Source organism: Reyranella sp. (genome assembly GCF_965229815.1).
Taxonomy (GTDB): domain Bacteria; phylum Pseudomonadota; class Alphaproteobacteria; order Reyranellales; family Reyranellaceae; genus Reyranella.
The window spans coordinates 2,902,371-2,923,455 of sequence record NZ_CBDDJN010000006.1 but is presented as its reverse complement, the minus strand read 5'-3'; the positions used below and the strand labels follow the sequence as shown (position 1 = coordinate 2,923,455).

Sequence of the window (21,085 nt, the reverse complement as noted above, 5' to 3'; positions counted from 1 at the left end):
CGGCGCGGCTTGCATCGCGTGCCGCGGTCCCGTAGCATTTTTGCAGCCCGAAAGAGGCTGCGTCGTCGCTGAGGAAACTCAGGGCGGATCGCTCGATGAGGAAACAGGCTTTCGCGTAGGGACATTCCGCCGGCAATCGAGGCCTTCACGGGAAGAAGTGGCCTGTGGGAGTCGTGCACGCTGGTGCAACCCGGCCAGGGAGACGGACCGCATGCCGCCATTGCTGGAGGTGAAGGATCTCCATACCGAGTTCCGCACGGGAGCGGGCGTGGTGCGCGCGGTCGACGGGATCTCCTACACGGTCGAAGGGGGCGAGACCGTCGCCATCGTGGGCGAAAGCGGCTCCGGCAAGTCGGTGGGGGCGCTGTCGATCCTGCGCCTCATCCCCGATCCGCCTGGGCGCATCACCGGCGGCCAAATCCTGTTCGGCGGCACCGACCTTCTCGGCCTGTCCGACGCCGAGATGCGCGAGGTCCGCGGACGCGACATCGGCATGGTCTTCCAGGAGCCGATGACGTCGCTCAACCCCGTGCTCACGATCGGCCGCCAGATCACCGAGACGCTGGAGCAGCACCAGGGTGCCGATCGCGCCGCCGCCGGGTCCCGTGCGCTCGAGCTGCTGTCCATGGTCGGCATCGCCGATCCGGCGCGCCGGCTGAAGCAGTACCCGCACCAGCTCTCGGGCGGCATGCGCCAGCGCGTGATGATCGCCATCGCGCTGGCCTGCAGTCCCAAGCTGATCATCGCCGACGAGCCGACCACGGCGCTCGACGTGACGATCCAGGCGCAGATCCTCGAGCTGATGAAGTCCCTGACCTTGAAGCTCGGCGTGGCGCAGATCGTCATCACCCACAATCTCGGCGTGGTCGCGCGCTACGCCAGCCGGGTCAACGTCATGTATGCCGGGCGCATCGTCGAGGCCGGCAGTGCCGACGCCATCTACCACGATCCGCGCCATCCCTACACGATGGCCCTGCTGCGCTCGGTGCCGCGGCTCGACCAGCCGCGCCGCGCCCGGCTCGATCCGGTCGAGGGCCAGCCGCCCGACCTGACCCGGCTCGACGGCGGCTGCGCCTTCCGGCCGCGCTGCCGGTTCGCGGTCGCGCAATGCGCCGCGGCGCAGCCGCCGCTGGCGCCGGTCGGCGATGGCGGCCATCTCTCGGCCTGCTTCCGCAGCGCCGAGCTCGCCACGATCCAGGACGTCGCGATGCGTGATGGCCCGGCCCGGGAAGTTGCGGCATGACGGCCGCCGCCCCGCAGCCGCTGCTCGAGGTGCGCGGGCTCGCCATGCACTTCCCGATCTCCGAGGGAATCGTGTTCTCGCGCAGGATCGGCGACGTCAAGGCGGTCGACGGGATCGACTTCGCCATCGGGCGCGGCGAGACGTTGGGCCTCGTCGGTGAGAGCGGCTGCGGCAAGACCACGACAGGACGCTGCATCCTGCGCCTCGAGACGCCGACCGCCGGCGAGATCCTGTTCGACGGACGCGACATCAATCGAATGGAGCGGCGCGAGCTGACGGCGCTGAGGCGCCGCGTGCAGGTCATCTTCCAGGACCCCTACAGCTCGCTCAATCCGCGCATGAAGGTGGGCGACATCATCGCCGAGCCGATCAAGGTGCACGGGATCGAGCCCGAAGCGGCGCGACGCCGCGACAGGGTGCGCGAGCTGCTCTCCGTCTGCGGGCTCGATCCGAAGTTCGCCGATCGCTATCCGCACGAGATGTCGGGCGGCCAGCGCCAGCGGGTCGGCATTGCGCGAGCCTTGGCGCTCGACCCCGAATTCATCGTCTGCGACGAGGCGGTGTCTGCACTCGACGTGTCGATCCAGGCCCAGGTCGTCAATCTGCTCGAGGATCTGCGCGCGCGCTTCCATCTGACCTACCTGTTCATCGCCCACGACCTGTCGGTCGTGCGCCACCTTTGTCAGCGCGTGGCCGTGATGTATCTGGGGCGCATCGTCGAGATGGCCGAGAGCGATGAGTTGTTCGACAACCCGATGCATCCCTACACGCAGGCGTTGCTGTCGGCCGTGCCGATCCCCGACCCACGGATCGAGGCGAGCCGGGCGTTCCAGCCGACGCGCGGCGAGGTGCCGAGTCCGATCAACCCGCCATCCGGCTGCGTCTTCCATCCGCGCTGTCCGCTGGCGGTCGACGGCTGCCGTCAGGCAAGGCCGCCACTGCGGGAGTTGCGGCCACGCCATTGGGTGGCTTGCAGCGAAGTCCAGTAACCACGGAGCGTAAGCGTCGGGCGTACGAGAAAGGAAACGACAGAAAACAAGTTGCAAAGGAGGAGGCGATGCACGTGCGTACTCTACTAGGCACGGCCGGGCTGGCGCTCGCCGCTGTGATGGCGGCGGCTCCCGCGGGAGCGCAGACCCCCAAGAAGGGCGGCACTCTCACCTACATGATCTCCGCCGACGCGTCGCCGAGCTTCGACGGCCATCGCGAGACGACCTTCGCCACGGTCCATGCCGTCGCGCCGTACTACAGCGTGCTGATCCGCGTGCCGCCGGACAATCCGGCCTCGACGACGGAGTTCGTGTGCGACCTCTGTACCGAGCTGCCCAAGCCGGCCGACGGCGGCAAGACCTACACCTTCAAGATCCGTCCGGACGTCAAGTTCCACGACGGCAGCAGGCTCACCGCGCGCGACGTCGCGGCGAGCTGGAACAAGATCGTGTTCCCGCCCAAGGGCGTGACCAGTGCCCGGGTCAGCTACTATTCGATGGTCGACAAGATCGAGGCGCCCGACGACACCACCGTCGTATTCCGCCTCAAGAGACCATCCGCGGCCTTCCTGCCGGCGCTCGCCGATCCCTTCACCTGGATCTACAAGAAGGAGATCATCGACAAGGACCCCCACTGGTACGAGAAGAACATCATGGGCTCGGGCCCGTTCAAGTTCGTCTCCTATGCCATCGGCCAATCGATCAAGGGCCAACGCAATCCGGACTACTATCACAAGGGCCAGCCCTACCTCGACGCCATCGAGGGGATCTTCGCGGCCAAGCAGTCGGTCCGGGTCGATGCGATTCGCGGCAACCGGGCGGCCATCGAGTTCCGTGGGATGCCGCCGTCGGCCCGCGACGAGCTCGTCAAGGAAGCGGGCAAGGACATCGTGGTCCAGGACAGCGACTGGAACTGCGGCAACATCATCACGCCCAATCACAAGAAGAAGCCGTTCGACGACGTCCGCGTGCGACGGGCGCTGGCCCTGGCGGTCGACCAGTGGAAGGGGGCGCCGGCGCTCAGCAAGATCGCCATCGTCCGTACCGTCGGCGGCATCGTCTTTCCGGGGTCGCCGCTGGCGGCGACCAAGGAGGAGCTGCAGCAACTCGCCGGCTACTGGCCGGACATCGAGAAATCCCGGGCCGAGGCCCGGCGCCTCCTCAAGGAAGCCGGCGCCGAGGGGCTGAAGTTCGAGCTGGTCAACCGCAACGTCGATCAACCGTACAAGTTCGTCGGTACCTGGCTGATCGGTGAATGGAAGAAGATCGGGCTCGAGGTCGAGCAGAAGGTCGTCCCGACCGGCCCGTGGTTCCAGGCCATGCGCACCGGCAATTTCGACGTGGTCGTCGACGCCAATTGCCAGAGCGTGGTCAATCCGCCGCTCGATACCGGGAAGTACCTGCCGCAGAAGGTCTATCCGGAAAGCTACGGTGGTTACGACGATCCCAAGTCGATCGAGCTCTACAACACGATGCTCGCGGCGACAGATCCCAAGGAGCAGCGCGCCGCGATGCGGGCCTTCGAGAAGCACACGCTGGACACCGAGGCACATGCCATCGTGGCTCCCTACTGGTACCGCATCGTGCCGGCGCGGTCCTACGTCAAGGGCTGGAAGATCAGCCCGAGCCACTATCTCAACCAGGATCTCGCGAACGTCTGGCTGGACGAGTAGCCTTTCCATGTACCGCTACATCGTGAAGCGGCTTCTCCTGGCGGTCCCCACGCTCGTGGGGGCCGCCGCTCTGGTGTTCGTGCTGATGCGGCTGATCCCGGGCGATGTCTGCGTCATTCGCCTCGGCTCGGGCGGCGCGCACGTCGACCCGGCGTCCGTCGAGGCATGTCGACAGCAGCTCGGGCTGAACGATCCTCTGATAGTGCAGTTTCTCGATTTCCTGGGAAGCTATGTCACCTTCGATTTCGGCATCTCGATGTGGTCGGGCCAGCCCGTCGTGCACGAGATCGCAGCCCGCCTCCCGGTGTCGCTGCAGATTGCCGTGATGGCTACGGTCATCGCCGTGGCGATCGCCATCCCGCTCGGCACGGTCTCCGCCCTGCGCGAGAACACCTGGCTCGACCATGTGGTGCGCATGGTGGCCATTGCCGGCATCGCCACGCCGTCCTTCTGGCTCGGCATCATGTCCCTGGTCCTGGTGCTCGACATCACCTACCTCGCGACCGGCAAGGCCTGGATGCCACCCATCCAATACGTGTCCTTCTGGCAGGATCCCATCCGCAACCTTTCGATGGTCCTGCTGCCGGCGATCACGGTCGGCTATCGCTACTCGGCGGTCACCATGCGCATGACGCGCTCGGCCATGCTCGAGGTCATGCGCGAGGACTACATCCGCACCGCCCGGTCGAAGGGGTTGCTCGAGCAGATCATCGTCAACCGCCATGCCCTCAAGAACGCGCTCCTGCCGGTGGTGACCCTGATCGGCATCGAGTTCGCCTTCCTGATCGGCGGGCTGGTCGTCACCGAGCAGGTGTTCAACCTGAACGGCATCGGCCGCCTGTTCGTGCAGGCAGTGCAAAACCAGGACAACGTGCTGACCCAGGCCCTGGTGATGCTGGTGGTCATCATCTTCGTCATCACCAATCTCGTCGTCGATCTGCTCTATGCCTGGCTCGACCCGCGCATCCGCTTCTCCTGAAGGTCCGTTCATGACGATCGCCGCTCCCACTTCCGTCGCCGGACCGGTCGACGAGCCGCTCGGCCCCAGGCGGACGCCCTGGCGACGGGCGCTCGACTTCATGCGGCGCCAGCCGCTCGGCACCTTCGGCCTGGCGATCGTCGTCATCATGTTTATGGCCGGCGTGCTGGCTCCCTGGATCGCGCCGTTCGATCCGGAGGAGAACGACTTCAGCGCCATGATGGAGGCGCCGAGCCTGGTCCATTGGCTCGGCACCGACCAGCTCGGGCGCGACATCTTCTCCCGCCTGGTGTTCGGCGCGCGCACCGCCCTGATCGTGGGCTTCAGTGCCGCCTTCATGGGCGGCGGCATCGGGTTGGTGCTGGGCGTCAGCAGCGCTTATTTCGGCGGCTGGTTCGATCTCCTGTTCCAGCGCTTGCTCGACGTGATGATGGCGTTCCCGCTGATCATCCTGGCTCTGGCCGTCGTCGCGGTGTTCGGGACCGGCGTGTTCAACGTCATCGTCGCGATCACCATCCCGCTCGTGCCGCGCTGCGGCCGCGTCGTGCGCGCCTCGGCGCTGGCGGTGCGCGAGGTGCCTTACGTCGATGCCGCCCGTGCGCTGGGCTTCGGCCATGCCCGGATCGTCCTGCGCCACATGGTGCCCAACGTCGTGGCACCGTTCCTGATCCTGCTGTCGGCGTTCGTCGGCCAGGCCATCCTCGCCGAGGCCTCGCTGTCCTACCTCGGGCTGGGGGTGCAGGAGCCGGTGCCGGCCTGGGGCCTGATGCTGCAGGGCGGGGCGGAAGAATACGCCACCACGGCTCCGTGGATCGCGGTCTTCCCGGGGCTGGCGATCATGCTGACGGTGCTGGGCATCAGCCTGTTCGGCGACGCCCTGCGCGATGCGATCGATCCCAAGCTCAGGGATCGATAGCCGCAGACCGTGACGGCAATGGGCGGCGACGGAGAAGGGGAATCGAAAGCGGTTTCACTCCATCTCATGTCGCTCTAGTCGAAAAGCCTGGGTGTGAACGTGCCGTGCAGCATGAACGGCACGTGATGCTTCAGCCGTGCCGTGAACAGTGGCTTGGACGACAAGTCGCGGGCGTCGAGGCCGACGACGTCGGTGCGATCGCGCCCGGCATCGAAAACCAGGGTGACGATCACGCCGTCGTCCTCCGCTCCGCCCGGTGCGGGGACGAAGAACGGCTCGCCGGGGTAGCCGTCCGGCCCGAAATCGTGGCGCGCGACGGCGCCGGTCTCGCAATCCACCCGGGCGAGCTGCTGCTGCAGGCCGTGCGTACGGTCGGCGGGGTTGCAGGCGATGTAAGCGTAGCGATGACGCTTGCCGACGAAGGCCGGGTTGACGACGGGGAACTCGTTGGCGGTGCCGGTGTCGAAGGTTCGGCTCTCGATCCTGCCGGTCGAAAGGTCGACCCGGAGGCGAACCAGGGTCGCCGTGCCGCGCGCCGGCCATTCCGACTTCCAGTAGTCGCGCAGCGACTGGCCGATCGTCAGGTAGTCGGGATAGCGGCAGAGATCGAGCACGAGCTCGCCATCCTCCTCGTAGCCATTGGCGAAGTGGAACTGGAAGAAGGCGCCGGTCTCGACGATGCGCGAGGGCCCGCCATCGCGCGGGACCAGCAGGATCAGGGTGGGCTTGCCGCCCGCCCAGTGCAGCGCGCCGTCGAAGCTCCTCAGGCCGAGCAGGAAGGAGAGAGGCGTCAAGAGGATCGGCCCGATGCAGAAGGCCAGGTAGTTCCTGGTCAGCACGAAGTCGTGGTTCATCACCGCGTAGGGCAGCGTGATTTTCGGCAGTGCCGTGAGTTTCCCGTCAGCGAGGCGATAGGGAGTGAGTGTGCATCTGGCACCGTAGTCGACGCCGAAGTTGAAGAGCTCGCCGGTGTCGGGGTCGCGCTTGGGATGGGCGGAGAAGGCCTCGACCTTGCCGCCGAACGTCTCGACGCCGCGCGTCTCGAGAGTTCCCGGATCCAGGACGGTGGGCGGCCCGCCCTCCCACAGCGACAGAAGGCGATCGCCGTCCATCACCACCGAGGTGTTGGAGACGTTGGCAGGCAGGCGGAAGGCGTTGGCCAAGGCCCCGCCGGGCCGCATCTTGCCGAAGCCGCGGTGCCGGATGCCGCGGGTTGCCGTCTCGTCGCGGTAGTTTTCGGTGCGGACGTAGCGGTTGCGGAAACGGATGCCGTCGTCGCCGAAGCGCAGGGCGGAGATCATGCCGTCACCGTCGAACCAGTGGGGAAACCAGTTCCCGCCCAGCTCATTGCGTCCCGAGCCGTTGCGGAACAGCGTGCCCCGCAGGGTCGCCGGCACCTGGCCCTCGACATCCTCGATCCGGTAGTCGAGTTCTTCCTCGAAGGAACGAAAGCCCGCGCTCCACGGGTAGGCGTCGGTCGTCATCCTCGCCACCCTACCACGTCGTCAACCGCAGATCGTGGGCACCATCGAGCTGGCGAAGGCTTTCAAGTCCGAGGCCTTGGCGCCGAGCCGCGCCCGGATGGCGATGGCATACAGGATCGCGCCGGCCATTCGCGCCCGGGCGGCCGGCGTGGGCGCGGCAGGGAGATCGCTGGCGGCGAAGCCGCGCTCGAGGCTCTTTTCGATGTCGGCCAGGAGCCCGGCGGCCGCGGCGGCGATCTTCGGATGGCTGGGCGATTCGACGGCGGCAGTGCCCACGATCATGCAACCCGGCCGGTGCGGCGGCGCGGTGTAGAGGTCGATCGCGGCGGAGTAGACCCTGGCCAGGCGTTGCTGGATCGTGCCCTTGCCGCCCAGGATGCCGTCGAGGCCCTCGATGCTCTTCTCGCCATAGAAGCGCAGCGTGGCGATGTAGAGCTGCTCCTTGTCGCCGAAGGCGGCGTAGAGGCTCGGACGGTTGAGTCCGGCGGCGGCGGCCAGCTCGTCGAGCGACGCGCCGGAGAATCCCTTTCCCAGGAACACGCCGCGCACGCGGTCAAGTACTTCCGAGGGAATGAAGCCGCGCGGGCGGCCGCGTGAGCGTTTCGTTATTTCTGTACCGGTTCGCATGATTTGCCTTGACGATCGGGGCGACCCTGTATTTCTGTACTGCATCGCATAAAACAAAGGAGGACGCGATGGAACTGTTCGCCTCACCCATGGCCTGTTCGCTCGCCTCGCATATCACGGCGCTGGAAGCGGGTCTGCCCGTCAAGGTGCGCTTCGTCGAGAACAAGAAGACCGACGACGGCGGCGACTACTACCAGATCTCGGCCAAGGGCTATGTCCCGGCGCTGCGGCTGGACGATGGCCGCATCCTGAACGAGGGCCCGTCGGTGCTGCAGTACCTCGCCGACGCCGCGCCCGCAGCCGGACTGGTGCCGGCCTGGGGCAGCGTCGAGCGCTACGAGCTGATCGACATGCTGAACTACCTGTCGACCGAGCTGCACAAGCGGATCTTCTACAACATCTTCAATCCGGCTTCGGCCGAGCCCACCAAGGCGGCGGCGCGGGCGCTGATCGAGCCGACCTTCGCCCATCTGGCGGGCAAGCTCGCGACCGGCGACCATCTCGTCGGGGACAGGTTCACCGTGGCGGATGCCTATCTGGTGACGATGCTGAACTGGGCGGTGTTCCTGAAGGTCGACCTGTCCCAGTGGCCGGCACTCGCCGCCTACCACCAGAAGCATCTGCAGCGTCCCTCGGTGGCCAAGGCGATGAGCGTCGAGATGGCCGAACGGCAGAAGCGGGCGGCCTGATGTCCTCCTGAGCGCAGCGCCTGCCCTGAGCGGAGCCGAAGGGAAGGGCCTCGTGCCGTGGCAAGCGGCGATGAGGTCCTTCGCCTGCGCTCAGGACGACGCCGCCTTCTTGTTCAGCACCGCGAACCGGTCCTTGGGCGCCTTCTCGCGGGCGGCCGGACCGTAGGTGCCCATCTCCATGCGATGCGGGATGGTGAGCATGTAGTTCTTGAAGGCGTTCTCCATCGCGGCCTTGAAGCCCTGGGCGTCGAGCGTCTCGTTGACCGACGCCTTGGCGAGCTTCAGCGCATAGGGATCGCGCCCGGCGATCTCCTGGGCGAGCGCCATCGTCTCCTCGGCGAGCTTCTCGCGCGGCACCACCCGGTTGACCAGCCCGGCCCGCTCGGCCTCGGCGGCGCCGATGAAGCGGCCGGTGAAGAGATACTCCTTGGTCTTGCGCGGCCCGAAGTCCCACGGCATCGAGAAGTACTGCACGTGGCTGCCGCCCCACTTGACGGCCCGGTCGGCGAACTGGGCGTCCTCGCTGGCGATGATGAGGTCGCAGGCCGACGCGATCATCATGCCGCCCATGATGCAGTAGCCCTGGACCTGGGCGATCGTGGGCTTGGGCAGGTCGCGCCAGCGCATCGTGTTCTCGAAGAAGCGCTCCCACAGCCGGCGATACTCGCCGCGGAAGCCGGGCTCGAGCGGCGTCTTCTTCTGGTCTTCCATCTCCTGCGGGCTGCCGAGATCGTGGCCGGCCGAGAAGTGCTTGCCGGCGCCGGCCAGGATGATGACGCGCACGGCCGGGTCGTCGGCGGCGCGCAGGAAGGCGTCGTCGAGCTCGGCCAGCAGGATGCGGCTCTGCGCGTTCAGCACGTCGGGCCGGTTGGTCGTGATCGTGAGCACCGGGCCGGTACGCTCGGTCAGCAGGGTGTCGTAGGTCTTCATGCTGCGGCCCTCAGCTCGGGCGCCAGGCCCGCGCCCATCAGGTCGATGAAATTGTCGCAGTAGAAGCGCTGCTTCTGCGCTTCGTCGATGCCGGCCGCCGCCATCGAGGCCTCGAAGCGCTTGATGGGATGGCGGCCGCCCTCGACGTGCGGATAGTCCGAGGAGAACAGGCAGACCTCGTCGCCGGCATTGGCGATGATCCAGCCGGTATCCTCGTGAGGATAGGGGGTGACGCGCACCTGCCGGCGCACGAACTCGCTCGGCTTGAGCGACATCTTCTGCAGCCGCTCCTCGTTCCTGTAGAAGGCGTTGTGCGCGGAATCCATGTTGCGCATCCAGCCCGGCACCCACGACGCGCCCTGCTCGATGACGCCGAACTTCAGGTTTGGGAAGCGGTCGAGCACGCGGTCGACGACGAGGGCGGTCAGTGCCTTCATCGGCGGATAGGCGATTGCCATGTAGTCGATCGACTTGAAGTTGTCGTCGCCGCCGTGGAAGTCGGGGACCGGCGGCAGGCCGTTGTTGAACCACGCGTCCTCCAGCAGCTTTCCGCCGCCGCCGACGTGGAAGACGATGGGGAGGCCGGCCTCCTGGGCGACGGACCACAGCGGATCGAAGCCGATGTGGCTCGGCGAATGTTCGTCGGGGCACCGCGACGGGATCATCAGCGCCTTCGCGCCGAGCTGGATCGCCTCGCGGGCGGCCCGTGCGGTGCGCTCGAAATCCACCAGCGGCACGTAGCCCGTCGCCAGCAGGCGCCGGTCGACCGAGCAGAACTCGACCATGTGCCGCGTGTGCGCGCGGGCGACGGCGTAGGTCAGCTCGACGTCGCGGCCGCCCTCGAGCACCGACGAGTAGTTGAGCAGCGCCGTCGTGAACATGAGCTGGCTGGCGAAGCCCAACAGGTCGATCGACCGCGGCCTGTCCTGCCGCGCCGACGCGCCCAGCGCATCCCAGTTCTTGGCGAGCATGAGCTGCGTCTCGTCGAACGCGGCGGCATCGGCACCGCCGCCGGCCTTGTGCTCGGGACCGAGATGGCTGTGGAAGCCCTCGCGCCGCGGGAAGAGGACCGCGTCGGAGACGCTGGCGCGATGCCGCGCTTCGAGATGGTCCTCGAGGAAGCCGGGCAACTCCATGATGTGCGCATCGGCATCGTGAATGACGCGCCCGCTGGCGTAGGGCATTGTCCCTCCGGTCTTTTCGTTTGCCGCGAGCTTAGCATGACGTCCGACATTTCCCACGCCGTGCAGGCGCTTCTCGAGGCGCGGCGAAGCGGCCGACAGGTGACGCCGCCGTTCGCCCTGCCGGACCGCGATGCGGTCTATGCCATCCAGGACGGGGTGGCGCGGGCGACGGGTCCGATCGCCGGCTGGAAGGTGGGTGCGCGCACGCCTACGGCCGAGCCCAATCCGGCGCCGCTCCTCGCCGGCGCTCTCGTGCCGTCACCGGGCCGCTTCGACGGGCGGGCAATGCACATGATCGGCGTCGAGGTCGAGATCTCGTTCCACATCGTCGCCGACATCGCGCCGCGCGAGGCGCCGGTCGGCCGCGAGGAAGCGCTCGCCGCGGTCGGCGACGCCTTCGTCGGCATGGAGATCGTCGACACGCGGCTCGCGGATTTCCAGAAGGCCGACGCGGAGTGGCTGCTGGCCGACAACCAGATGAACCACGCGCTGGTGGTCGGCGATTCGATCGGGAACTGGAAAGCGCTCGACTGGGCGACGCTGCCTGTCCGGCTGGTGATCGACGACAAGCCCGTCGTCGAGCAGATCGGCGGGCTTGGGGCGATCGATCCGGTGCGCCCGCTGGCCTGGATGATCGATCACGCTGTCCGCCGCCGGGGCGGGATCGCGAAGGGCCAGGCGATCACAACGGGCTCGTGGACTGGGCTTCGTTACTTCCCCCCGGGAACCCGCGCTCGCGGCGAGTTCCCGGGGCAGGGGAGTGTCGAGGCATCGTTCTGACGCCGTGGTCTAGAACTTGATGTCGACCTTGCGGTCCGCCGGGCTGGCGATCGAATCCGCCGGCCTGGGCAGCGGCTCGACCGGCTCGCGGGCCACCAGCACCTTGTGCGCGGGCGCGCCCTCGCGGATCAGCTCGTTCTTGACCACCTGGGCCTGATCGAGCTTGCCCGAGACATGGACGGTCTGGCCGGCCTGCGCCGCCACCACGGCCGGCTGCAGCAGCACCGATGCCGAAAGCGGCACCTGATTGCCCTTTTCCAGGAACACCATGTACTCCGAGCGCGGCTCGCCGGTGGCGTAGGCCAGATTCACGTCCTGGGCGTTGGCGGCCATCAGCGGCGCCAGGAACAGACCGCCAGCCAGGGCGGCAATGCCGAACTTGTGCATGTCAAAGCCTCCTTTCGCGGGATGCGTGATGAAACAACGCCGACCCAGCTGGGGAAGTTTCAAGCACAAGATGTGATGAGCGCCCGGAGCGTGCAATGTTATTGCCCGCTCCGGGCTGTTTCGAGACCGATTCGATCAGTAGTACCAGCCGTACGGCCAGCCGCCCCAGGGACCCCAATCCCAGTCGTTCATCTCCATGGTCTGGGCGGTCATCTGCTGCTCGTCGGCCAGATTCTTGTCGAACACGTTCTTGCGGTAGGTCGCATAGGCGTTCTGATCGCCGACATAGAGGCACACGCAAACCGTCGGATCGGGATAGACGTAGAACACGCGGCCGTCACGGATCTGTCGCGAGAACTTGTGCGGCGGCAGCTGCCGGAACGACATCTGGCGCTGCGGCGTGTTCGCCGGCACGAACTTGAAGCCGGCGGCGATCATCATGTCTTCCTTGTTGGCGACCTTCTGCTGCGGGCTCTGGCAGGCGGCGGCGGCAACGCACAGTCCCAGAGCAGCCAAGGTTGTCCCGATTCGAGTCATCACATTCCTCCTGTGTCGGGCCGGGTCATGTCCCCGACCATTTCGGCGTCCGCTTGGCCAGAAAGGCCGCCATGCCTTCGCGAAAATCGGCGCTACCGTAGGCCAGTCTGATGAGATCGTCGATATCGTCGTCTCCCAGGCGTGCCTGCAGTCGGCGCAGCGCCTCCTTCGTCACCTGCAGGGTGATCGGGGCATGGCCGGCCAGGGTTCGCGCGACCTCCTGCGCCCGGGCCTGCAGCGCCGCGGCATCGGCCACGAGCTCGCTCACCAGGCCGATCTGCAGGGCTGTCGGCCCGTCGATCATCCTGGCGAGGAAGATGACCTCCTTGACCCGTTGCGGCCCGATCAGGGCGGCCAGCCGGGCATAGTTCGCCATCGACAGGCAGTTGCCCAGGGTGCGGGCGATGGGGAAGCCGAACTGGGCATTCTGCGTCGCCAGCCGCAGGTCGCAGACCGCGGCGATGGCCGCCCCGCCGCCGGTGCAGAAGCCGGCGATCGCGGCGACCGTCGGCACGGGACAGCGTTCGACCGTCTCCAGGATGCGGTCCATCTTGCGCTCGTAGGCGATGCCGTCGTCGCCGCCCTCGAAGTCCTGGAACTGGGCGATGTCGGTGCCGGCGGCGAAGGCCTTGTCGCCCGCGCCGGTGACGACCAGCGCCTTGACCTCGCGGGTCCGACCGACGCGGGCGCAGATCTCGGCCAGTCCCTCGTACATGGCGAAGGTGAGGGCATTGCGCGCCCTGGGCCGGTTGAACGTGACCCAGCCGATATCGTCCCGTGCGTCGTAGAGCAGCTCTTCCGTCATTTCACCTTGCCGCGGTCCTTTCCGGCATCGTAAGCGAGAGCCCATGGCGTTGGAACGACTTCTCAAGGGATTTGCCGATTTCCGGCTGGGCTACTGGCCCGAGCATCGCGAACTCTACGAGCGGCTCGCCAAGGAAGGGCAGTCGCCGAAGATCCTCATCGTCGCCTGTGCCGACGCGCGCGTCGACCCCGGGATCCTGACCCAGACCAAGCCCGGCGACATCTTCACGGTGCGCAACGTCGCGGCCATGGTGCCCCCGGCGCAGTATCCGCCGGACGAGCGCCACCACGGCACCTCGTCGGCGATCGAGTTCGCCGTGCGCGGCCTGGGCGTCGAGCACATCGTGATCCTCGGCCACACGCTGTGCGGCGGCATCGGCGCGCTGGTCGACGGACGCGACAGCATCTATGCCAGCTACGACTATCTCTCGACCTGGACGGCGATCGCCCAGGAGGTCCGCGACCTCGCGGTGCGCGAGCTCGAGGGCCGGCCGCGCGAGGAGATCACGCGCGCCGTCGAGCAGGGCGCCGTGCTGAACAGCCTGAGCAACCTGATGGGCTACCGCTGGATCGCCGAACGGGTCGAGGCGGGGACGCTCGCCCTGCACGGCTGGTGGTTCAACTTCACCGAGGGCCAGCTCCACGCCTTCAATCCGAAGACGGCTTCCTTCGAGAAGGTCGAGGGACTGTCGATCGTGCCCACGGTGATGCGGGGCACGGCGCTGTCGGCGATCAGGCCGGAAGCGCTGATCGCCGCGGTGGCGGGCCGCAAGCCCGCCTTCTGAGAGATCAGGCCGCCAGCGAGGCGACCGCGGCGTCGACGCCGCCCGACGCGAAGGGCACGCCCGCCGCCTTCATGGCGAGCTCGGTGGTGGCCAGGCAGCCCAGCAGCATCGGCTCGTTGAGGTCGCCGAGATGGCCGATGCGGAAGACCTTCCCCGCCAGCGGGCCGAGACCGCCGCCGAGCGACAGGTTGAACCGGTCGATGGCGATCTTGCGCATCGGATCGGAGCTTACGCCCTCGGGCATCATCACCGTCGTCACCGAGTTCGAGAGCCGGTCGGGCGACTGGCAGTAGAGCTGCGGGCCCTTGCCGTCGGCGCCCCAGGCCCGCACCGCCGCGCGCGTGGCCTCGGCCAGCCGCGAGTGCCGGTCGATCACCGCGTCGAGACCTTCCTCCTCGATCATCTTCAGCGATTCCTGGAGGCCGAAGAACATGTGGACCGGGGCGGTGCCGACGAAGCCCTGGGGCTGGCGGCCGTTCATCAGGTTCCAGTTGAAGTAGTGGCGCGGCATCTTGGACTTGCGCGCCACGTCCAGCGCCTTGGCGCTGACGCCCGTCATCGACATGCCGGTCGGCAGCATCAGGCCCTTCTGGCTCCCGCCCACCGTGATGTCGATGCCCCAGGCATCCATCTTGTACTCGAGGCTGACCAGCGAGGAGATCGTGTCCGACAGCAGCAACGCCGGGTGGCGCGTCTCGTCGAGCGCGCGGCGGATCTCGGGCATCGGCAGGAACATGCCGGTCGCCGTCTCGTTGTGCACCGCCAGCACCGCCTTGATCTCGTGCCCCTTGTCCTGCGCCAGCCGCTCGGCGAGCTTTCCGACGTCGAGGCCCTTGCGCCAGTCGGCGGCCAGCGTCTCGACCTCGAGGCCGAGATTCTTGCCCATCTGCGACCAGCTCTCCGAGAAGTAGCCGGATTCGATCATCAGGATCTTCTCGCCCGGGGAGAACAGGTTGCAGATCGCCGCTTCCCAGGCGCCATGGCCGGTGGCGGTGTACATGTAGAGCGTCTGGTCGGTCTTCATGACCCGCTTCACGCCGGCATGGCAGGCATGCTGGATGGCCACGAATTCCTCGGACAGGAAGTCGATCACCGGACGGTCCATCGCCCGCAGGACGCGGTCGGGAATGTTGGTCGGGCCGGGATTGTTGAAAAACTGGCGGCCGCGCGGCTTGGCGTTCACGGGAGGCTCCGGGGTGCAAAAAAGTCCGGGAACTTAGGGCCGCCGCCCTTGGCGGCGCAAGCGCGGCTTGCGATGCTCTGGCATTAGCTATTTGAGGGCAAATGAGTACCACCGCGCCGACCAATTCCGCCATCGTGACCGACTACAAGGCCCGGACGCCGGGGTCGGGCGCCCTGTTCGAGCGGGCCCGCAAGGTGCTGCCCAGCGGCATCACCCATGACGCCCGCTACCTCGACCCCTACTCGATCCACGTCGCCAAGGCGGCGGGACCGCGCAAATGGGACGTCGACGGCAACGAGTATGTCGACTATTTCGGCGGCCACGGCGCCATGCTGCTGGGTCATTCGCATCCGGCGGTCGTCGAGGCGGTGAAGCGCCAGATGGACCTCGGCACCCATTACGGCTCGAGCCACGAGTTCGAGGTGCGCTGGGCCGAGCTGGTCTGCGAGCTGATCCCCTCGGCCGAGAAGGTGCGGTTCACGGCCTCCGGCACCGAGGCCTCGCACATGGCGATCCGCCTCGCCCGGGCGCTCACCGGCAAGGAGAAGATCGTCCGCTTCGTCGGCCATTTCCACGGCTGGCACGACCACGTGGCCGGCGGCGCCACCTCGCACTATGACGGCTCGTCGGCGCCGGGCGTCCTGCAGAGCGTCACCGACCTGTCGATCCTGATGCCGGCCGACGATGTCGGCCCGACCGTGAAGCTGCTCGAGGCGCGCGACGACATCGCCGCGGTCATGTTCGAGCCGTCCGGCGCGTCGTGGGGCCAGGTGCCGCTGCCGCCGGGCTTCGTCGAGGCGATCCGCGAGGTCACCGCGCGCCGCGGCGTCGTCATGCTGATGGACGAGGTGATCACCGGCTTCCGCTGGTCGTCGGGCGGCGCCCAGAAGGCGCTGGGCGTCACGCCCGACCTTTGCATCCTGGCCAAGATCGTGGCCGGCGGCCTGCCCGGCGGTGCGGTCGCCGGCAAGCGCGAGCTGCTCGACCAGATCGACTTCGCGGCCGCGGCGGCCAAGAAGAAGGACAAGGTGGCCCATCCCGGCACCTTCAACGCCAATCCGCTGTCGGCCGCGGCGGCGGTGACGGCGCTGTCGCTGGTGCGCGACGAGGATCTGGCGGAGAAGGCCAACCGCACGGCCGCCGAGCTGCGCGCCGCGCTGCGCCAGGTGCTGGTCGAGGAGAGCGTGCCCTGGGGCATCTACGGCCAGTCCTCGACCTTCCTGATCTATCCCAATCCGACCGGAGAGGTTGTCGATCCGGCGACCTTCGACCCGCTGAAGCTCGGCTTCGCCAAGCTGAAGGGCGCCAAGTCGGGAGCGCTCGCCGGCAAGATCCGCATGGGCCTGATGAGCCACGGCGTCGACATCATGGGCGCGCCGGGCGGCTTCGTGTCGGCGACCCATGGCGGGGCGGAGATCGAGAAGACCGTCCATGCCCTGCGCCAGACCGTGCGGGCCCTGAAGAACGAGCGCGAGATCAAGGCCGCCTGAGCCAGGTGGCCGGAGGCGTCAGACGGCGCCTTCGGTCTCGATGTGGAGGAGCTTGCCGCAATGCTTGCAGTGCACGGCGTCGATGTCGTGCACCAGCAGGCCGCAGTCGGGACATTCCTGCCGGACCTTGGGCGGGCGGAAGATGGCCTGCAGCAGGTGCAGGAAGAGGCCCACACCCACCACCATGATGATCACCGCCAGGATCCGCCCGGCCGCCCCTTCGAGGGTGATGTCGCCGAAGCCTGTGGTCGTGAGCGTGGTGATCGTGAAGTAGAGCGCGTCGACGTAGGTCGCAATCTTCGGATTGATCAGGTGCTGGGTGACGTAGACGAAGGACGTCACGATGAAGATGAAGACGCAGAGGTTGACGGTCCGCTGGATCACGTCCTCATGGCGGCGGAACCACGGCGAATCGGTCCGCAGGTCGCGCAGCAGATGATAGGAGCGCAGAAGCCGGAGCGCGCGGGCGATGCGCAGGAACGCCAGGTTCTCGACGAAGAACGGCAGCAGCAGCGAGACGATCACCACCAGGTCGGCCGCCGTCGACAGGCTCATCAGGTGCCGCAGGCGCTCCTTCTCGATCCACGTCCGGGCGACGAGGTCCGCCAGCAGCGCGAGCGCGATCACGAGGTCCAGCGGGATCATCCACCAGGCCTCGCCGGCGACCGACGAAACGAGGAAGACGGCGATGGTGACGATGTCGAAGACGATCAGGCCGTAGCGGAACCGGCGCGCGCGCCGGTCGCTGCCGAAATAGAGCTCCTCGAGCCGCTGGCGCAGTCCCGTCGCCGTCATTCGCCGCCCGGCCTAGCGCTTGCCCTTGCCGATATGGGCGATGGCCTCGATCTCCACCAGGATCTCGGGCGCCGCGAGCGCGCTCACCTCGACCAGGGTCGAGGCGGGAAAGTCGCCGGTGAAGAACTCGCGTCGCGCCGCCCAGACCTTGGTGTTGTTCGCGATGTCGGTGACGTAGATCGTGACCTTCACCACGTCCGCCATGGCGCCGCCGGCCGCCTCGACCATGCCCTTGATCTTGCCGAAGATCAGCTTGGCCTGCTCGTACTCGTCCATGCCGGCCAGGACCTTGGGATCGGTACCGCGCGCGGTCATGCCGGAGACGTAGGCGATGCCGTCGACCACCAGGCAGTTAGACCAGCGCTCGGGCGGCGGCTCGGGGACGTCGGGCGATGTCACGCGGCGGATGGTCATTGCGGCTTCCTCCGGCTGTCGGTCGGCCGGATCACTCCGGCTTGGCGCCCGTAGACTTCACCACCGGCGTCCACTTGTCGATCTCGCTCTGGATGAAGCGGGTGACCTCGGCGGGCGTCATCGTGCTGGCTTCGGCGCCGATCTCCTCCCAGCGCTTGACGACGGCCGGCTCCTTCAGCACGGCCTGCATCTCGGCGGCCAGGCGGTCGACGATCGGCTGCGGCGTCTTCGCGGGCGCCGAGATGCCGAACCACGAATAGGAGATCATGTCGGGATAGCCGAGCTCCTTCATGGTCGGCACGTCGGGGAAGGCCGGGCTGCGCTCCTCGCTGCTGACGGCCAGCGCCCGGACCTTGCCCGCCTTGATGTGCGGCGCAGCGGACGGAAGGGAATCGAACATCGACGGCACGGTGCCGCTGATCGTGTCGACCATCGCCGGGCCGGCGCCGCGATAGGGCACGTGGACCAGGGCCGCGCCGATCACCTGCTGCAGTTGCGCCCCCAGCAGGTGGTTGCTCGAGCCGGCGCCCGACGTCGCATAGGCGAGTTTGCCCGGTTCGGCCTTGGCGATCTCGACATACTCCTGGAAGGTCCTGGCCTTGAATCCCGGGTTGACGACCAGGACGCTGGGATTGCGGGAGGCGATCGAGATGTGGACGAAGTCGGCCATCGGGTCGAAGTCGCCGCCGCCGTAGAGCGTGGGCGAGATCGACAGGCCGGAGATCACCGACATCAGCAGCGTGTAGCCGTCGGGCGGTGCCTTGGCGACCAGCGCCGTGCCGACCATGGCGCCCTTGCCGGGCTTGTTTTCGACGATGATGTTCTGGCCCAGCCGCTTGCCGAGCGATTCGGCGACGACGCGGGCGATGACGTCGGTGGTGCCGCCGGGCGCGTAGGGTACGACGAGCCTGATGGGCTTGGAGGGCCACGTGTCCGCATGGGCGGGGAGGGTGGCGACGAGGGACGCGGCGATGAGCGTACGGCGGGTGAACATGCGCCCACTATATCCACCGCCGTCCCGCGTGAAGCGAGGGGCCTCTACTGCAACGCGAAAGGTCCGTCGCTTCGTTCGGCATGACAGGTGTGCTCTAAGTCGCGGCATGACCGATCTGTTCAAGGCCCTGTTCGAGCCCAGCCGCATCGCCCTCATCGGCGCGTCCGCCGACGTCGGCAAGACGACCTCGCGGCCGCAGCGCTTCCTGCGCAAGCACGGGTTCGCGGGCGAGATCCTGCCGGTCAACCCGTCGCGCGACGAGATCCTGGGCGAGAAGGCCTACAAGAATCTCGACGCCATCCCGGGAGAGATCGACCACGCCTATATCCTGCTGAACGGCAAGGCCGCCGTGGACGCCCTGGCGGCCTGCGGCCGGCGCGGGGTGAAGGTGGCGTCGATCCTGGCCGGCGGCTTCGCGGATGCCGGGGCGGCGGGCGCCAGCCTGCAGGATTCCCTGGTGCGCATCGTGGCCGAGACCGGGATCCGGCTGGTCGGGCCCAACAGTATCGGCACCGTCAGCACGCGGCCGCCGATGGCGCTCACCGCCAACGCCGCCTTCGCCATGGAGACGCTGCGCGGCGGCGAGTGGGGGCTGGTCAGCCAGAGCGGCAGCCTGATCGGCGCGCTGCTGTCGCGGGCCGATGCCCGCGGCATCGGCTTCTCGCGGCTGATCTCGGTCGGCAACGAGGTCGACCTCGCGGTCGGCGAGATCGCCGACTTGCTGGTCGACGACCCCAGGACGCGCGCCATCCTGCTGTTCATGGAGACCCTGCGCGATGGCGACCGGCTGGCCCGGGCCGCCCGGCGCGCCCACGCTGCCGGCAAGCCCGTGGTCGCCTACAAGCTTGGCCGTTCCGACATCGGCCAGGAGCTGGCGAAGTCGCATACCGGCGCGATCGCCGGGTCGGACGCCACGTTCGACGCCTTCTGCCGGCGCCACGGCATCGCGCGCGTGTCGATGTTCGAATCGCTGATCGAGGTGCCGGCGCTGCTGGTCGACCGCCCGCCGGCCGGGGGGCGGCGCGTCGCCGTCGCCACGACGACGGGCGGCGGTGCGGCCATGGTGGTCGACAACATGGCGATGGCCGGGCTCGACATCGCCGGGCCGCCGCAGGGGCTGGTCGACTGGCTGCGGCCGCTCGGCATCGCGGCCGGCGAGGGCAAGCTGGTCGACCTGACGCTGGCCGGTGCCAAGCCCGAGATCGTGTCGGGCACGATCGAGCGCCTGCTGGCCGACGACGCCAACGATGCGGTGATCTTCGTCGTCGGCTCCTCCGCCCAGTTCAATCCCGAGCTCGCCGTCGAGCCCCTCGTGAAGTTCGCGCGCTCGGCCAAGCCCTTTGCGGTGTCGCTGACGCCGGCGGCCGAAAAGTCGCTCGCGCTCCTGACGGCGGCCGGCGTGCCCGCCTTCCGCCAGCCCGAATCCTGCGCCGAGGCGATGGCCGTCTGCCTGATGCGGCCCGCCCCGCAGTCTGTCCCCGCGCTCGCGCCGCCGTCCGCAGCTGCCCTCGGCGCGCTGCAGGCCGGGCAGGCCGCCGGCTTCGACGAACGGCGGGCGGCCGAGTTCTTTGCGGCCCTCGGCGTGCCGGTGGCCGGAGCACTCGCCGTGCCCGATGCGCGTCGCGTCGCCGCCGCGGTGACGGAGGTGGGCGGCCCGGTGGCTCTCAAGATCCTGTCGCCCGACATCGCCCACAAGACCGAGGCCGGCGGCGTGGCGCTGGGGCTAACCGACGGCCAGTCGGCCGCCCTGGCCGCGCGCGAGATCGAGCGGCGGGTGAAGGCGCACAATCCCTCGGCGCGCCTGGAGGGCTTCCTGGTCCAGAAGATGGAGCGCGGCCTCGCCGAGGTGATCCTGGGCTTCCGCCGCGATCCCCTGGTGGGCCCGACGGTCACGGTCGGTCTGGGGGGCGTGCTGGCCGAGATCTACAAGGACGCCGCGACGAGGCTCGCCCCCGTGGACGAGGCCGAGGCTCGCGAGATGGTCGCGGCGGTGAAGGGGTTGGCGGTGATCCGCGGCTATCGCAACCTGCCGCAGGGCGACGTCGATGCGCTGGCGAAGGCGATCACGGCCTTCTCGACCCTCGCCCATGCCGACTTCGCGGCGGTGTCGGAAGCCGAGATCAATCCGCTGCTGGTGAAACGCGCCGGCGAGGGCGTGGTCGCCGTCGACGGCCTGGTCGTGACCGACTCCTGAGCCCGTCG

The 21,085-nt window shown here is 68.0% G+C and carries 21 protein-coding genes; 10 read left to right on the top strand and 11 right to left on the bottom strand.

Going from position 1 to position 21,085, the window contains the following annotated elements:
• Positions 1 to 211: 211 nt before the first annotated feature.
• From ACO073_RS25410 to ACO073_RS25390, 5 genes are all read left to right on the top strand, one after another.
• Positions 212 to 1,243, top strand: coding sequence for an ABC transporter ATP-binding protein (locus tag ACO073_RS25410; protein WP_422001433.1), 1,032 nt, complete (start codon positions 212 to 214; stop codon positions 1,241 to 1,243).
• Positions 1,240 to 2,232 carry an ABC transporter ATP-binding protein gene (locus ACO073_RS25405; RefSeq protein ID WP_422001431.1) on the top strand — a complete coding sequence of 331 codons (993 nt, stop codon included), beginning with the start codon at positions 1,240 to 1,242 and terminating at the stop codon, positions 2,230 to 2,232. The genes ACO073_RS25410 and ACO073_RS25405 overlap by 4 nt, the downstream gene beginning before the upstream one ends.
• 68 nt (positions 2,233 to 2,300) lie before the next feature.
• Entirely contained in the window at positions 2,301 to 3,905 is a 1,605-nt protein-coding gene (locus tag ACO073_RS25400; RefSeq protein ID WP_422001429.1) for an ABC transporter substrate-binding protein, read from the top strand.
• Between the two features lie 7 nt (positions 3,906 to 3,912).
• Complete coding sequence (locus ACO073_RS25395) at positions 3,913 to 4,884, top strand: ABC transporter permease (protein ID WP_422001427.1); 972 nt, start codon at positions 3,913 to 3,915, stop codon at positions 4,882 to 4,884.
• Between the two features lie 10 nt (positions 4,885 to 4,894).
• On the top strand, positions 4,895 to 5,800 hold the full coding sequence (locus ACO073_RS25390; protein WP_422001425.1) for an ABC transporter permease: 906 nt from the start codon (positions 4,895 to 4,897) through the stop codon (positions 5,798 to 5,800).
• Between the two features lie 74 nt (positions 5,801 to 5,874).
• On the opposite strand, the gene ACO073_RS25385 is transcribed toward ACO073_RS25390, so the two are convergent.
• Positions 5,875 to 7,284, bottom strand: a complete 1,410-nt coding sequence (locus ACO073_RS25385) for a carotenoid oxygenase family protein (protein ID WP_422001423.1) — start codon at positions 7,282 to 7,284, stop codon at positions 5,875 to 5,877.
• Positions 7,285 to 7,305: 21 nt separating this feature from the next.
• Complete coding sequence (locus ACO073_RS25380; RefSeq protein ID WP_422001421.1) at positions 7,306 to 7,833, bottom strand: TetR/AcrR family transcriptional regulator; 528 nt, start codon at positions 7,831 to 7,833, stop codon at positions 7,306 to 7,308.
• Between the two features lie 146 nt (positions 7,834 to 7,979).
• Between ACO073_RS25380 and ACO073_RS25375 the strand changes: the two genes are divergently transcribed.
• On the top strand, positions 7,980 to 8,600 hold the full coding sequence (locus ACO073_RS25375) for a glutathione binding-like protein (RefSeq protein ID WP_422001419.1): 621 nt from the start codon (positions 7,980 to 7,982) through the stop codon (positions 8,598 to 8,600).
• Between the two features lie 90 nt (positions 8,601 to 8,690).
• On the opposite strand, the gene ACO073_RS25370 is transcribed toward ACO073_RS25375, so the two are convergent.
• Together ACO073_RS25370 and ACO073_RS25365 are read right to left on the bottom strand one after the other, a co-directional pair.
• On the bottom strand, positions 8,691 to 9,530 hold the full coding sequence (locus ACO073_RS25370; protein WP_422001417.1) for an enoyl-CoA hydratase: 840 nt from the start codon (positions 9,528 to 9,530) through the stop codon (positions 8,691 to 8,693).
• On the bottom strand, positions 9,527 to 10,714 hold the full coding sequence (locus ACO073_RS25365; protein WP_422001415.1) for an amidohydrolase family protein: 1,188 nt from the start codon (positions 10,712 to 10,714) through the stop codon (positions 9,527 to 9,529). Before ACO073_RS25365 ends, ACO073_RS25370 begins: the two co-directional genes overlap by 4 nt.
• Before the next feature lie 36 nt (positions 10,715 to 10,750).
• Between ACO073_RS25365 and ACO073_RS25360 the strand changes: the two genes are divergently transcribed.
• Positions 10,751 to 11,494, top strand: a complete 744-nt coding sequence (locus tag ACO073_RS25360) for a 2-keto-4-pentenoate hydratase (RefSeq protein ID WP_422001413.1) — start codon at positions 10,751 to 10,753, stop codon at positions 11,492 to 11,494.
• 9 nt (positions 11,495 to 11,503) lie between these two features.
• Here the strand turns inward: ACO073_RS25360 and ACO073_RS25355 are convergent, their stop codons facing one another.
• The 3 genes from ACO073_RS25355 to ACO073_RS25345 form a co-directional block, all read right to left on the bottom strand.
• The gene (locus tag ACO073_RS25355) at positions 11,504 to 11,881 is read right to left on the bottom strand and encodes a hypothetical protein (protein WP_422001411.1); all 378 of its coding nucleotides are present in this window, start codon (positions 11,879 to 11,881) and stop codon (positions 11,504 to 11,506) included.
• A 135-nt stretch (positions 11,882 to 12,016) separates the two neighbouring features.
• Entirely contained in the window at positions 12,017 to 12,397 is a 381-nt protein-coding gene (locus ACO073_RS25350; RefSeq protein WP_422001410.1) for a hypothetical protein, read from the bottom strand.
• 46 nt (positions 12,398 to 12,443) lie between these two features.
• On the bottom strand, positions 12,444 to 13,223 hold the full coding sequence (locus tag ACO073_RS25345; RefSeq protein WP_422001409.1) for an enoyl-CoA hydratase/isomerase family protein: 780 nt from the start codon (positions 13,221 to 13,223) through the stop codon (positions 12,444 to 12,446).
• A gap of 43 nt (positions 13,224 to 13,266) precedes the next feature.
• Between ACO073_RS25345 and ACO073_RS25340 the strand changes: the two genes are divergently transcribed.
• Entirely contained in the window at positions 13,267 to 14,007 is a 741-nt protein-coding gene (locus tag ACO073_RS25340) for a carbonic anhydrase (RefSeq protein ID WP_422001407.1), read from the top strand.
• Between the two features lie 4 nt (positions 14,008 to 14,011).
• Here the strand turns inward: ACO073_RS25340 and ACO073_RS25335 are convergent, their stop codons facing one another.
• A complete protein-coding gene (locus tag ACO073_RS25335) occupies positions 14,012 to 15,190 on the bottom strand; it encodes a pyridoxal-phosphate-dependent aminotransferase family protein (protein WP_422001405.1) in 1,179 nt (392 codons plus the stop codon).
• Positions 15,191 to 15,291: 101 nt separating this feature from the next.
• Between ACO073_RS25335 and ACO073_RS25330 the strand changes: the two genes are divergently transcribed.
• Positions 15,292 to 16,680, top strand: coding sequence for an aspartate aminotransferase family protein (locus tag ACO073_RS25330; RefSeq protein WP_422001403.1), 1,389 nt, complete (start codon positions 15,292 to 15,294; stop codon positions 16,678 to 16,680).
• An 18-nt stretch (positions 16,681 to 16,698) separates the two neighbouring features.
• Here the strand turns inward: ACO073_RS25330 and ACO073_RS25325 are convergent, their stop codons facing one another.
• Genes ACO073_RS25325 through ACO073_RS25315 form a run of 3 tightly spaced genes read right to left on the bottom strand, consistent with a single transcriptional unit; the run spans position 16,699 to position 18,883 of the window.
• On the bottom strand, positions 16,699 to 17,475 hold the full coding sequence (locus ACO073_RS25325) for a potassium channel family protein (protein ID WP_422001402.1): 777 nt from the start codon (positions 17,473 to 17,475) through the stop codon (positions 16,699 to 16,701).
• 12 nt (positions 17,476 to 17,487) lie between these two features.
• Positions 17,488 to 17,889, bottom strand: coding sequence for a RidA family protein (locus ACO073_RS25320; RefSeq protein ID WP_422001401.1), 402 nt, complete (start codon positions 17,887 to 17,889; stop codon positions 17,488 to 17,490).
• Positions 17,890 to 17,920: 31 nt separating this feature from the next.
• Positions 17,921 to 18,883, bottom strand: coding sequence for a Bug family tripartite tricarboxylate transporter substrate binding protein (locus ACO073_RS25315; protein WP_422001399.1), 963 nt, complete (start codon positions 18,881 to 18,883; stop codon positions 17,921 to 17,923).
• A 106-nt stretch (positions 18,884 to 18,989) separates the two neighbouring features.
• Here ACO073_RS25315 and ACO073_RS25310 point away from each other — a divergent pair, with 106 nt between their 5' ends.
• The gene (locus ACO073_RS25310; RefSeq protein WP_422001397.1) at positions 18,990 to 21,077 is read left to right on the top strand and encodes an acetate--CoA ligase family protein; all 2,088 of its coding nucleotides are present in this window, start codon (positions 18,990 to 18,992) and stop codon (positions 21,075 to 21,077) included.
• Positions 21,078 to 21,085: the final 8 nt, after the last annotated feature.